Source organism: Zhongshania guokunii, from assembly GCF_040892635.1.
Classification (GTDB): domain Bacteria; phylum Pseudomonadota; class Gammaproteobacteria; order Pseudomonadales; family Spongiibacteraceae; genus Spongiibacter; species Spongiibacter guokunii.
Genome location: NZ_JBFRYA010000017.1, coordinates 1 through 12,662 on the forward strand (window position 1 = coordinate 1; position 12,662 = coordinate 12,662).

Annotated in this window: 14 protein-coding genes; 11 read left to right on the forward strand and 3 right to left on the reverse strand. The window is 49.2% G+C overall.

What is annotated here, in order from left to right; all coding sequences use genetic code 11:
* Nucleotides 1–445 precede the first annotated feature (445 nt).
* From rfbA to AB4876_RS16075, 9 genes are all read left to right on the forward strand, one after another.
* Nucleotides 446–1,330, forward strand: a complete 885-nt coding sequence (rfbA, locus tag AB4876_RS16035; protein ID WP_368382764.1) for a glucose-1-phosphate thymidylyltransferase RfbA — start codon at nucleotides 446–448, stop codon at nucleotides 1,328–1,330.
* Nucleotides 1,327–1,866 (forward strand): dTDP-4-dehydrorhamnose 3,5-epimerase, encoded by a 540-nt coding sequence (gene rfbC / locus AB4876_RS16040; RefSeq protein ID WP_368382765.1) that lies wholly within the window; start codon nucleotides 1,327–1,329, stop codon nucleotides 1,864–1,866. The genes rfbA and rfbC overlap by 4 nt, the downstream gene beginning before the upstream one ends.
* A complete protein-coding gene (gene rfbD, locus AB4876_RS16045; RefSeq protein ID WP_368382766.1) occupies nucleotides 1,863–2,759 on the forward strand; it encodes a dTDP-4-dehydrorhamnose reductase in 897 nt (298 codons plus the stop codon). Before rfbC ends, rfbD begins: the two co-directional genes overlap by 4 nt.
* A gap of 61 nt (nucleotides 2,760–2,820) precedes the next feature.
* Nucleotides 2,821–3,654, forward strand: coding sequence for a glycosyltransferase family 2 protein (locus tag AB4876_RS16050; protein ID WP_368382767.1), 834 nt, complete (start codon nucleotides 2,821–2,823; stop codon nucleotides 3,652–3,654).
* A 22-nt stretch (nucleotides 3,655–3,676) separates the two neighbouring features.
* Nucleotides 3,677–4,492 carry a DUF4422 domain-containing protein gene (locus AB4876_RS16055; RefSeq protein WP_368382835.1) on the forward strand — a complete coding sequence of 272 codons (816 nt, stop codon included), beginning with the start codon at nucleotides 3,677–3,679 and terminating at the stop codon, nucleotides 4,490–4,492.
* A gap of 61 nt (nucleotides 4,493–4,553) precedes the next feature.
* Entirely contained in the window at nucleotides 4,554–5,495 is a 942-nt protein-coding gene (locus tag AB4876_RS16060) for a glycosyltransferase (protein WP_368382768.1), read from the forward strand.
* 79 nt (nucleotides 5,496–5,574) lie between these two features.
* Nucleotides 5,575–5,982 (forward strand): sugar 3,4-ketoisomerase, encoded by a 408-nt coding sequence (locus AB4876_RS16065; RefSeq protein WP_368382769.1) that lies wholly within the window; start codon nucleotides 5,575–5,577, stop codon nucleotides 5,980–5,982.
* On the forward strand, nucleotides 5,970–6,509 hold the full coding sequence (locus tag AB4876_RS16070; RefSeq protein WP_368382770.1) for a GNAT family N-acetyltransferase: 540 nt from the start codon (nucleotides 5,970–5,972) through the stop codon (nucleotides 6,507–6,509). The genes AB4876_RS16065 and AB4876_RS16070 overlap by 13 nt, the downstream gene beginning before the upstream one ends.
* 78 nt (nucleotides 6,510–6,587) lie before the next feature.
* Complete coding sequence (locus AB4876_RS16075; protein WP_368382771.1) at nucleotides 6,588–7,688, forward strand: DegT/DnrJ/EryC1/StrS family aminotransferase; 1,101 nt, start codon at nucleotides 6,588–6,590, stop codon at nucleotides 7,686–7,688.
* A gap of 25 nt (nucleotides 7,689–7,713) precedes the next feature.
* On the opposite strand, the gene AB4876_RS16080 is transcribed toward AB4876_RS16075, so the two are convergent.
* The 3 genes from AB4876_RS16080 to glf are packed head-to-tail and all read right to left on the reverse strand — an operon-like array spanning nucleotide 7,714 to nucleotide 10,619.
* Nucleotides 7,714–8,487, reverse strand: coding sequence for a DUF4422 domain-containing protein (locus AB4876_RS16080; protein WP_368382772.1), 774 nt, complete (start codon nucleotides 8,485–8,487; stop codon nucleotides 7,714–7,716).
* On the reverse strand, nucleotides 8,487–9,485 hold the full coding sequence (locus tag AB4876_RS16085) for a hypothetical protein (RefSeq protein ID WP_368382773.1): 999 nt from the start codon (nucleotides 9,483–9,485) through the stop codon (nucleotides 8,487–8,489). The genes AB4876_RS16080 and AB4876_RS16085 overlap by 1 nt, the downstream gene beginning before the upstream one ends.
* Nucleotides 9,486–9,524: 39 nt before the next feature.
* A complete protein-coding gene (glf, locus tag AB4876_RS16090) occupies nucleotides 9,525–10,619 on the reverse strand; it encodes a UDP-galactopyranose mutase (RefSeq protein WP_368382774.1) in 1,095 nt (364 codons plus the stop codon).
* A gap of 442 nt (nucleotides 10,620–11,061) precedes the next feature.
* On the opposite strand from glf, the gene AB4876_RS16095 reads away from it, so the two are divergent.
* Both AB4876_RS16095 and AB4876_RS16100 read left to right on the forward strand, forming a co-directional pair.
* Nucleotides 11,062–12,093 carry a hypothetical protein gene (locus AB4876_RS16095; RefSeq protein ID WP_368382775.1) on the forward strand — a complete coding sequence of 344 codons (1,032 nt, stop codon included), beginning with the start codon at nucleotides 11,062–11,064 and terminating at the stop codon, nucleotides 12,091–12,093.
* A 9-nt stretch (nucleotides 12,094–12,102) separates the two neighbouring features.
* Nucleotides 12,103–12,633: an acyltransferase gene (locus AB4876_RS16100; protein ID WP_368382776.1), complete on the forward strand. Its 531-nt coding sequence runs from the start codon at nucleotides 12,103–12,105 to the stop codon at nucleotides 12,631–12,633.
* Nucleotides 12,634–12,662: the final 29 nt, after the last annotated feature.

Genomic DNA, 12,662 nt, shown 5'->3' on the forward strand with positions numbered 1-12,662 from the left:
GAATCGGGTATTCGCAAAACCGTGCAGTGGTATTTGGATAATCCCCAGTGGTGGCAGCGGGTGTTGTCGGGGGATTATAAATTGGACCGGATTGGTGATGGCTAATTTTTTAGTCATTCTGCATTTGCAACGTAGTCATTCTGAACTTGATTCAGAATCTGATGCTACGGAGCTGGCTGGGTGCTGCCCGATGAGATACCGGATCAAGTCCGGTATGACGGTGTTTAAAAGCTCGGTATGACGCATTTTTTCCGTCCGGTATGACGGCGATGTTTTTGAAGTCATTCTGAACTTGATTCAGAATCTGGTGCTACGGAGCTGGTTGGGTGCCGCCCAATGAGATACCGGATCAAGTCCGGTATGACAGCTTTTAAGTGCTCGGTATGACGACTAGGTTTTAATTGTACGCTTGGCGCGCCACAGCGCAGCCGCTAAAGGAAACACCATGAGTAAAAAATACAAAGGCATTATCCTCGCCGGCGGTTCGGGCACGCGCTTGCACCCAATTACCATGGGCTGCTCTAAGCAGTTATTGCCAATCTATGACAAGCCAATGATTTACTACCCCTTGTCAGTGCTGATGCTGTCGGGCATTAAAGACATACTGGTTATCTCTACCCCCACTGACTTGCCTGGTTTTCAGCGCTTATTAGGTGATGGCAGTCAATTTGGCACTAGCATCAGCTACGCCGAGCAGCCGAGCCCAGATGGTTTGGCCCAAGCCTTTACCATTGGCGCCGATTTTATTGGCAATGACAATGTTAGCCTCGTGCTTGGCGATAACATTTTTTACGGCCAGCGTTTCTCCGATAATCTCAAAAGCGCGATTGCCAAAGAGTCAGGCGCCACGGTGTTTGGTTACCACGTCACCGACCCAGAGCGCTTTGGCGTGGTTGAATTTGACGAGGCTGGCAAGGCGATCAGCATTGAGGAAAAGCCTGCCAAGCCGAAATCGCCCTATGCGGTTACCGGCCTGTATTTTTACGATAACGACGTGGTTGAAATTGCGCGCAACATTAAGCCCTCTGCGAGGGGTGAGTTGGAAATCACCGATGTGAACCTCGCCTACCTCAAACGTGGAGACCTAAATGTTGAAGTGCTGGGTCGCGGCTTTGCTTGGTTAGATACCGGCACCCACGACTCCTTAATCGACGCCGGTCAGTTTGTGCAGACTGTCGAACACCGTCAGGGTCTCAAGGTCGCCTGTTTAGAAGAAATTGCCTATCGTCAGGGCTGGATTAGTACCGAGCAATTAATACAGCAGGGCGAAGCCCTTAAAAAGACCGGCTATGGCGAGTATTTATTGCGTGTTGCCGCGGGGTATAAATGAAGCTGATTCCTACCAAACTTAAAGACTGTGTGATTATCGAGCCCAAGGTGTTTGGTGATCATCGCGGTTTCTTTTTAGAGACCTTTCAAGCCGAGCGCTACCGAGAGATGGCCAGCATTAGTCTGCCTTTTGTGCAAGACAATCACTCGCGCTCTGCCAAGGGCGTGTTGCGCGGCCTGCACTTTCAAAAGACCAAGCCGCAAGGAAAGTTGGTGCGGGTGGTCAGCGGCGAGGTGTTTGATGTGGCGGTGGATATTCGCCAAGACTCGCCGAGCTTTGGATTGTGGGAAGGGGTAATCCTCTCCGAAGAAAATAAACGCCAGTTCTGGGTGCCGCCGGGTTTTGCCCACGGCTTTGTGGTGCTCAGTGACACCGCCGACTTCGAGTACAAGTGCACAGACTATTACGACCCCTGCGATGAAGGCTGCCTTATTTGGAATGATCCCGCGATGGCAATTGATTGGCCGCTGGAAAACCCCACCCTGTCTGCCAAAGACAGCGCCGCCCCCACTCTTGCCGAGCTATTTCAGCAATGAGTGAGCCGCATGCTATGCATTTGCTGGTGACCGGCGCCAATGGCCAGCTAGGCCAATGCTTGGCCGATCAGCTCCGAGTGCAAAATATTACCCACACTCTGCTGAGCCGCGAAGACGCCGACATCAACGACACCGTGGTCTTGGAAAAGCTGATTGCTGATAAAGGGATCACGGCGATCATTAATGCCGCCGCGTATACTGCGGTGGATAGGGCGGAGTCTGAGCCGGGTTTAGCCAAGCGCGTCAATGAAGATGGTCCACTAGCTTTGGCCAAACTCAGCGCCCGCTTTGATATACCTCTGCTGCATGTGTCGACCGACTATGTATTTGATGGCACTAAAATTACGCCCTACGAGGAATCTGACGCTACTGGGCCCACTGGTATGTATGGGCAGACCAAACTGGCTGGCGAGCAGGCGATTAGCCGCCACGCCACTAAATATATTATTATGCGCACCGCTTGGGTGTTTAGTGAATACGGCAATAATTTCTTTAAAACGATGCTGCGCTTGGCGAAAGAGCGCGACACTCTCGGGGTGGTGGCAGATCAGTTTGGCTGTCCTACGTATGCTGGTGATATCGCCAAGGCCTTGATCGCCATCGCAAGTCAGCTGCATTCCAGCGCTGGGGGGAATGAGGCGCGCTACGGTATATACCATTATGCTGGCGTCGAGGCGGTTAGTTGGCACGGTTTTGCCGAGGCAATTTTTGAGCAAGCACATAAGCAAGGCGTTATTACTCGCCGACCCACGGTAAATGCGATTGCCACCGATGCCTATCCAACGCCGGCAAAACGCCCGACATATTCGGTGTTGAGTTCGGCTAAGCTTGCACAAGATTACGGTGTGCCGGCGAGTGAGTGGCGGCTGGCACTTGAGGGTTTGTTGCGCTAAAGCGCATGGCTAGGACGCGGGGAATTAACATTTTTGTAAAATGGTTTACGAAAATGTCGTAATGAATAAGGTGGAGTACACGGCGAGCATGCAAGATCTTTTTAGTGAGATGACCTTAGTCACCATTACGTATAACAGCGCCGAGGTGCTGCCTGAGCATATCGAATCTTTGCGTAATAGCGCGAAAAATAAACTGCCGCGCTGGTTGATCGTCGACAATGCAAGTACTGACGGCAGCGAAGAGCTGCTCGAGCGATACGGGCAAGATGTTGAGTTAGTAAAGTGTCCCAAAAATCTTGGTTTTGGCAGTGCCTGTAATTTAGGTATTAAGGCCAGCACAACCCGCTATGTGGTGGTATTAAATCCCGACACCCAGCTAGATGAGGCTGAGTTAGAAAAGTTGCTGGCCGAGCTGAAAAATAACGGCGCGGCGATTGCTGGTCCCGCGCTAGAGCCAACGACGGATAAACGTGTTGAAGCGGCTGATTGGCTCGTTGGCGCGGTACTGCTATTCGATACCGAATTGATGAACGCAGTTGGTTATTTTGACGAGCAATTCTTTCTGTATGAAGAAGACGTCGATATTTGTAAGCGCGCCAATGACGCTGGTCTAAAAGTAATCCACTGCCGTAATGTGAGTATTCCCCATGTTGGTGGTGGCTCAACGGTGCGCAATAAAGCGGTCAACGAATTTATTCATTTTCACAAAGGGCGATCTTTTGTGTTGTACGCCCGCAAACATGGCTCGCCGGCTAGCGTCGTTGAAAAATATGTTGGCGATAATCGCCGCCGCAAATTAATTGCCTTGCTGACTTTTGGCCGCAACCGCTATTTACGTGCCCGCGCCAAGCTTGCCGGCGTTGCGTCGGTTTTGGCTCCCGGTGAAACATGCTGAGTGGATACGCTAATTGTCGGGAGTGATTTGTGGTAGTACTTCAGTGGCTCGTGATCGTAACGGTCTAATGCGTGGTGTACAGATGAAAATATATATTGCCACTCACAAAGATTTTGCCGGTGAGGTACCTAGGATATATCAACCCATTTTAGTGGGTAGTGATATTAATCAGGCTAGCTCGCCAATTAAAAAAGATAATACTGGCGATAATATTTCATCTAAAAATCCCTATTACTGCGAGCTTACCGCGCTGTATTGGATGTGGAAGAACGAAGCGGCTGACATTCAGGGCCTTGTTCACTATAGGCGATTTTTTTCTGGTATTGATATGCGGGGAAGCCTTTTTGGCTTGCTGAGCGAAAGTGAGATCAGTCATTACCTTGCTAATCATGACGTGATTCTCATCAGGCCCTATGAGTTTAAAGATCGTAGTGTGGGCGAACAGTATAAGGCATTTCACGTTGATAAAGATTTGCAGGCCATGAAACAGCTGATAGCTATTCGCTGTCCGGATTATAGCGCGGCCTTTGAGCAAACTATGCAGGGCAATAAATTGATCCGTTACAATATGTTTGTCGCTAGAAAAATGCTGGTGCAGGATTATTGTAGTTGGCTTTTTCCTCTGTTGTTTGAACTTGAAAAACAGGTCGATCTGTCAACTTATGACAATTATCAAAAGCGAGTTTTTGGCTTTTTAGCCGAGCGTTTATTCACAGTTTGGCTAATGAAAAACAAGCCAAAAGCAAAATATTTGCCCGTGCGTAATATTGGTCGTCGCGGGCGAAGTTATTCGCTGCGGTTATGGCTGGCGGCTGTTTTTCGGCGGCTTTTTTCGTGAATGTTTTTCATTTTCACGCCGGCGTAGCGGCGCAAGGCTGTTTGCTAGGGAAGGCAATGATATGAGCGAGGATGTTGTAGCCGTCACATTTTTGGTGCTGTGTTATAACCAGCAAGCATTTATTGATGATTGCGTGAAGGGCGCGCTGGCGCAAGATTATCCCGTGGCGGAGTTTATTTTTTCGGATGATGCTTCCAGTGACGGCTGTTATGAAAAATTATGTCTCGCGGTAGAGCGCTACGGTCAAGGTCGCCCAGTCGTTGTTAGGCAAAATCCAAAAAATATGGGTTTGATTCCGCATTTTAATTTAATGATGTCGCAGGCCAAGGGTGAGCTCGTGGTATTGGCTGCCGGCGACGATATTTCTTTTCCCGAGCGGGTTTCGCATCTGGTAACGCGTTATCTGTCCACGGGAAAACCGGCGCTATTGTGCTCTGATGTGGCGGCGATTGATCAAAATGGCGATGCGGCGGCCTATGAACCGCCTGGCGGATTTATGTGCCCAGCACTAAATGTTCGCGAAGCCGCCTTGTCGAAATTCACCTATTTAGGTGCTACTGGCGCTGTATCGCGGTCTTTATGGGAAAATTACGGCGACATTCATTACCCATATGCCTACGAAGATTTGGTATTAGGTTTTCGTGCGGTATTGGATAATAGCGTAGAGTTTATCGATAAGCCGCTGGTGTATTACCGCCTTGGCGTCGGTATATCGACAATTGACGAGCCGAGGGGTATTCATCGCGAGGAGCTGATTAGCTGTCGCCTAAAAGAAGTGCGGCTTAGGCATGATGTTCTCGCGCAGCGATTGCGAGACTTACACCGTTCCGAGCAGGATTTGCCTGCGGTGGTCGCGGTGCTAAACAAGCGTGTAGCGCGCTTGGCGGTTAGGGTGAATTTTTATAGTGCACGCTGGAAATTGTTTTTCGATCTGTTTCGGCGGCCTGCGGCATTTTGGTCCGGATTTAAACGAGAGTATCGTTATCTTCGGGACCGTACTTAATATCGTTGCGGAAGTAACGGCGGCAGGTGTCTTATTAGCAAGCTTGAGACGGTCTGTTAAATGATTTTTAGGAGGAAGCTTGAGTTTAATTGAGCTAATTGATCTACCTGCTTACGGCGATAGCCGTGGCCAATTAGTCGCCCTTGAGTCTGGGAAGAATGTGCCCTTTGAATTCAAGCGAGTCTACTATATTTTTGATACCGCGCAGGGCGTAGCGCGCGGCTTTCACGCTCACAAAAACCTTAAGCAAGTGTTGGTGTGCGTAAGTGGTCGCTGTCGAGTGATTTTAGATGACGGGCGCAAGCGTGAAGAAGTTTGGTTAGATAATCCTCGCCAGGGCTTGCTGGTCTGCGACATGGTCTGGCGCGAGCTACATGATTTAAGTGAGGGCTGCGTATTGCTGGTGCTGGCAGACGAGTATTATTACGAAAATGACTATATTCGGAATTACGACGATTTCTTGGGGAGCTTAGCGTGGAAGCCATAGGTAGTCGTAGTATCTATTTGCGTTTGGTCGAAACACAGGACGCAGAGTTTGTTTATTCCCTGCGGGTAGATCCACGTTATAATCGTCATCTGTCGGCGGTGAGTGGCGGGGCCGAGGCTCAGCGAGCGTGGCTGCAAGCATACAAGCAGCGCGAGGCAGCTGGCCAAGAGTATTATTTTATTATTTGCCGCCGTCGTGACGATATGGCCATTGGCACGATACGCGTGTATGACTTTATTGGCGGCCGTGATTCCTTTGCGATTGGCAGTTGGATCTTAACCGATAATAAAACTGCGTCTTCTGCTCTAGAAAGTATGAGCCTAGCCTATCGCTATGGCTTCGAAGTACTGGGCTTTCGCTCCTGTCATTTAGATGTACGCAAAGAAAATACGAAAGTGATTAGCTTTCACGAAAAATTTGGCGCGGTATTAAGTCATGATGACGCCGACAACGTCTATTTTACGATGGCGCCCGAGGCCTTTAGCAAATTTGCTGAAATGAATAAGCGATTTTTGACAGCGAAGTAAGCTATTTTCAAAACCTATCACATAGCCTTTAGCAGTTTGTGCAGAGTCTCTTTGTGAAACTTTGTCGGGAGACTCTTGGTGGTTCCGTTTTTTAATTTACACGCAATAAACCAACAGTATCGCCAAGAAATATTGGCGGCGATGGCGCGGGTTGTCGATTCGGGTTGGTATATTCGCGGCGAGGAGCTCGCTGCATTTGAAAGCGAGTTTGCCGCCTACTGTGGCAATCGCTTTGCGGTAGGGGTTGGCAGTGGTTTAGATGCCTTAAGCTTGACCTTAAGGGCGTGGATTGAACTGGGCAAACTTCGGGTGGGCGATGAGGTTTTGGTGCCCGCTAATACCTATATAGCGACAATTTTAGCGGTACTAAATAATGGCCTGCGTCCCGTTTTAGTTGAGCCAGATACAAAGAGTTTTAATTTGTGTCCGCTCAATGCGGCTAAGGCAATCACTGATTGCAGTCGGGTTATTTTGCCGGTGCATTTGTACGGGCAATTGGCCGATATGACGGCGATTAATCGGTTGGCAGAACAGCACAATTTACTGGTGCTAGAAGACGCCGCGCAAGCGCACGGAGCGGTAGCCGCAGGGCGGCGAGCGGGAAGCTTGGGTCACGCAGCAGCGTTTAGCTTTTATCCGAGTAAAAACTTAGGCGCTCTTGGTGACGGTGGCGCGGTGGTAACCGCAGACCAGGAACTGGCAGAGACGGTTCGTCTACTGGGCAATTACGGCAGCGCGCAAAAATATGAAAATACCTTAAAAGGTGTAAACAGCCGCCTTGATGAACTGCAGGCGGCGGTGTTGCGCGTGAAATTGCGTTTTCTCGATGTGGAAACCCAACGACGTCAAGCGTTGGCCAAGCAGTATCGCGATCTCATTAGGCACCCCGATATTGCCCTGCCGAGCTTTAAGGATGATGGCTCGCATGTATTTCATTTATACGTTGTTCATACGGCGCGCCGCGATGCTTTACAGGCCTACTTCGCAGAAAATGGCGTGGAAACCCTAATCCACTATCCAATTGCGCCGCATAAACAAAAAGCGCTTAGCGAATGGAATGCCATGTCGCTGCCGCTAACTGAGCACCTGAGTGATACCGCGCTGAGCCTGCCGCTGGGGCCAGCGATGAGCGATGAACAGCTGTCTGAGGTAGTGCAGCTCTGCAATGGCTGGCGCTAGGCTCACGCTTTGTGGTGGCGTAACGCTATTTGCTGTAATAGCGACGCCACAGCTGTAATCGTCGCTTAATTGATAGTGGCGATCGTTTTTTGTCGATGCGATGTACCCGTGAGTTAAGGCAGCGAAGCTGGTTCTTTTGCAGCCAAACATTGAACAGGCGCTCGGCGATAAAACCGTAGATTCTACTCTGATAGCTGTCGTAGCTGGAAATATCACAGAGCTCTTCTAGTTCAAATAAAATAGGAAACAACCAGCTGCAGTAATTGTCGACGAGGGGCTTCTTGGCAACAAACATATTGAAGCCGGAAAAACTGTAACTGGCCATTACTGCGTCAAAATCACTCAAGTAATCTGGGCACTGCTGTGCGATAACATTCCGACATTTTTCTAGGTCTTGAATGTGGTGGGCGTCGCGATATTGCTCATATACGGTTTTACTGTCGTGTACTGACGGATTGGCAATAATAATATCGAAATTATCTAGAAACTTGTGGACCTCTTTTTCGGACAACAAGTTTGGCGTTAGACCGCCGCGGCCACTGCTCAGGCCACTAAAAAAACGGCGGTAATGCACAAGGCCGGTAATCGCGGCGCTGTCATTTTTCCATATCCAATACAGTGCTGTTAGCTCGCAAAAACTGGGATTGCGGTCTGCAATTTGCTCGCCACTATTATCTCTTAGCATCGCTTGGGCAGCGCTATTCACATTGCTGCCGACCAGTATTGGCGTGTAAATATCAGGTAGTTTGGCCGTAAAATCTTTGTGGGTGGCTATGAAGATGCGCACAGGGCTATTCATTAGTTAGTTTCCGCCAAGGGCTGTAGAGAAAGGCTAGATAAATCAATGCCAAATTGGGTTTTTATCCGAGTGCGGATGTCATCAGCTTGGTACTGCTGTTTGCCGCTGCCCTGATCGACCCAAATAGAGTGGCCAGAGTGGCCTTGGAATCCGTGTTGATACCAGTTAGAGCGCTGGTTGATGTTGATCTGCTGGGGCAGTGACTCTTCCGGCAGCGGGTCGGCGATCTTATAGCCTAATTTAACCGCATTATAAAACCAGAGGGCCGCGACATCGGCGCGGCGATAATAATTGCCGAATAGGCAGCCGCTTTTGCGGCTTATCTCGCGGCTTAGCGCAACATCAAGCATGCAGCACCATTCGTTGATGCGACAGGCGAAATGTCCCTCGTCGGCGCTGAAACTAGCTGCTTTGTCGGCTGATGGGGCGGTCATTGGCCAATGCGGCGAGGGGCGGTAGCCGTCCATAATACGCTTGGGGTTGCAGCTGGTGGCGTGGCCGCAGCGCCAGCACTGGCCTAGATCACCAACGGCAGCGGTATTGGGCTTGGCATTGATCGCTTGCAAGTATAAGCCGACGATATCGCGCCGAAACTCGACATCGTCATGAATAATGAACAGAAACTTCTTGTCGGTATTGTCGATGGCGTACTGATAGCGCACATCGTCTTTGTTGTGGGTGCTGCTGTTGTAAAAGCGGTGAATTTTACTGATAAAAAACCACAGCCCCATGTATTTGGGACGGTATTTCGCTAAGTAGATTTGCTTGACGCCCGCGGGCTTGGAATTAGACCTGAGGTGGATCTTCCACGGTTTAAAATACGCCCGTATGGTCTCGTTTTGGTAGTAGGCGAGTGTTGCGTCGCCTGAACAGTCGTCGTTGATATACACGGTGTCGATGCGGTCGCCAGCCACCGCTTTTAAGGTCATTAATGTATAGAGCAATGACTCTGGCTTTTTGTAAGACTGCACTGCAACGTCGACTTTTGCGAATTCCATTTTGTCGCCTTATAAAAAATTCATTGTGGACTATTCGTCTTAGCTCATGGATTGCAGGTCTTTTAGCGCGGAGCCGATAATTTGATGCATATCGTAGTAGCGGTACTCGGCGAGGCGTCCGCCAAAAATGACCTTAGTGTCGGCCTTGGCCAGCGCGCGATAACGTCGGTAAAGACTGTCGTTAAGCTCATTGTTGATTGGGTAGTAGGGTTCCATGCCCTCCTGCCACTCAGCGGGGTATTCCCTAGTAATAATAGAGTGGGGGGTGTCCACGGGGTCGAAATGCTTGTGCTCAATGATGCGAGTATAGGGCACGTCGCGCGCCGTGTAATTGACCACGGCATTGCCTTGAACATTGGGAGTTTCATGGCGCTCAGATTCAAAGCGCAGGCTTCGGTACTCTAGCTTGCCAAATTGATAAGAGAAATATTGGTCGATTGGCCCAGTGTAAATAATGTGCTTAGCAAGGCTGCGATACTCCGCCTGCTTTGTAAAGAAATCGGTGTTGCAGCGCACCTCGATGCCGGTCAGCATTTTTTCAATGATCTGCGTGTAGCCGCCAATGGGTATGCCTTGAAATTGGTCGTTAAAATAGTTGTTGTCGTAGGTGAAGCGCACCGGCAGCCGTTTGATGATAAAAGCAGGTAGCTCAGTGGCCGAGCGACCCCATTGCTTCTCGGTATAGCCTTTAACCAGTTTTTCGTAAATATCGCGGCCCACAAGGCTAATAGCTTGTTCTTCGAGATTGCTCGGCTCTCGACCGTCGAGTTCTTGGCGCTGCGCAGCGATCTTCGCTTGGGCTTCTGCTGGGGTGCGGCTGCCCCAAAGCTGATAAAAGGTGTTCATATTAAAGGGCAGGTTGTATATTTTGCCCTGATAATTAGCGACCGGCGAGTTGGTGTAGCGGTTGAAATCGGCAAATTGATTGATGTAATCCCAAATCTCGCGGCTATTGGTGTGGAATATATGCGCGCCATAGCGGTGAACTTGAATGCCATCGACATTTTCGGTGTAAATATTGCCACCAATATGATCGCGTTTTTCGATGACCAGCACGCTTTTACCGCGTTTTTTAAGCTCGTAAGCGCAGGTAGAGCCATAGAGGCCGCTGCCTACAATAAGGTAGTCGAACATTGCTGGTTTCTCGCAGTCATATTGCTGTTGGCGTGCGTGGCATGCCGAAAAAGAATGTGCGTAATATAACATTTCGCCACTGGAGTCTGCAGGTGTTTCTTTAGCTTGGCATCGAGTCGGCGTTAGGCTGGGAAACCGCGTATAATCGCTGCTCTTCCGCGCGCTTTAGCCGCCTCGGGGTAGTAGGGCTAGACTGAGCTGTTTGCGTTTGCACAATCGCTACAGCTATTAGTGCGCGGCGCTAGATCATAGTGTTTAATCTAGGTGTGCAGCCTTGCTGGGTAGTCGTGACTAATTCGAGCTGTTAAGCATTGGCGCATATTCACAATAATGGTCGTTGAAATTGGATTGTAATGATACTGATTAGCATGGCGGGTACTTTTGGGCTTGGTGATACTGTCGATGGCGCAGGCATAGCGTGCGCGCGGCGCAAGGAACTAGCGTGAAAATTCTATTTACGCTAGGTGTCTATCAAGAAGATCGCCCCGAGCGATGGGCCTCAAAGCACAGTATTTTTGCTAGCCTGTCAAACTCGCTGACTAAGCTTGGTCACGAAATCACTTTTTACTGCAACCCTAAATCGATTAAACAAAAATTCATTTCTGCACAAGATAAGTATTATTTTGAAGGCGAAGCAAGCTTGCCTGAAGTACTGGTTAATAACGATATTCGCTGCGTAGTTGTGTGGGGCGGGCGAACTGAGGCGGACGATCGTCTTCGGTCTGAGTGTCCGGCGGGCACGAAATTTGTCTATGCCGAGGCGGGCTGGTTTCCCCAAGCTGGAACCTGCTACTTTAGTGAGTTTGGCACGAATGCCAATGCTCGCTTTATAAAAGAAGGCCTTGAACCTCACCAGTTTAATCAAACTAAATTTATGCGCGCGCGGCGTAAAGTATTGATTTCGTCAATTGGCCTACTGGGTTATATCAAGTCGCGCGACTTTTTTGAGCAAAAACAGTTTGATTCAACTAAGCCAATATTTGTGCCCTTACAAGATGAGGGTGACACCAATATAGTGCTGTCATCGCCTGTAAAAACTATGGCCGACTTTATAAATGCCTTGGTGGCAAAGTACCCTCACGTTAGCTTCGTTGTTCGCCCCCATCCGCGAGCGAGCTATACCGATTTGCCGCAGCACAACACCGTAACGTATCAAAGCTCGGAGCTTAGCCCATATACCAATTATGTCGATTACGGCGGCGTTGTTGGTATAAATTCGACAATGCTTCTGCAATACGCTTTGTTGGGGGTGCCTGTTGCGGGTGTAGGCCTGGGCATTGCTAGCGGCAGTGGTGCGTATTTTGACCTGGCTTACGATCAGCTTCCTGAGCAGCTTGACGATATCAAATACGATGTCAACTCCTCTGCAAAATTCTTTGACTATTTGTTGCGGAATAAGCAGTTAAATGCAAAAAAATTAAGACATTTAAGCTATGTAAGTAAATCCTATTTACCTAGTATATTTAATAAATAAGGGGAGCATATGCGATTGGATTTTTGGTTTCGTCGATCTTTGCTTGCTTATCGTTTGCGAAAGAAAAAAACGCCGCGTATTTCTCTAAGCGATAGCGCGCGCATACAAGAAAACACACGGATATTTATAGGTAAAGGGTGTAGCTTTTTTGAGCTGGGCGACGGTTCAGAAATACGACGCCTTGTTGATATGCAAGTTGGCGGTGGATTTTCGCTGGGCATTAATTCAGTGGTTGGGGTTGGTTCGTTTATAGAAGCCTTTGGCTCTGTCCGAATTGGCGATCGGGTGTTGATGGGGCCTCATGTCAAAATATTTTCGAGTACACACGAATACGGTAGCCCTGGCGATTTACATAAACCGCTGGCGGTTGGTGACGTAAGTATTGGGGATGATGTGTGGGTTGGTGCTGGAACTGTTATTGCCACCGGCGTGACCATAGGTAATAACTCAGTGGTTGGCGCTAATGCCTTTGTAAATGCGGATGTCCCGAGCAATTGTGTGGTTGCTGGCTCTCCCGCTAGAGTGGTTAAGCGCCTTTAGCCCGGAATACTTAGGCGCACTTTTTCTCG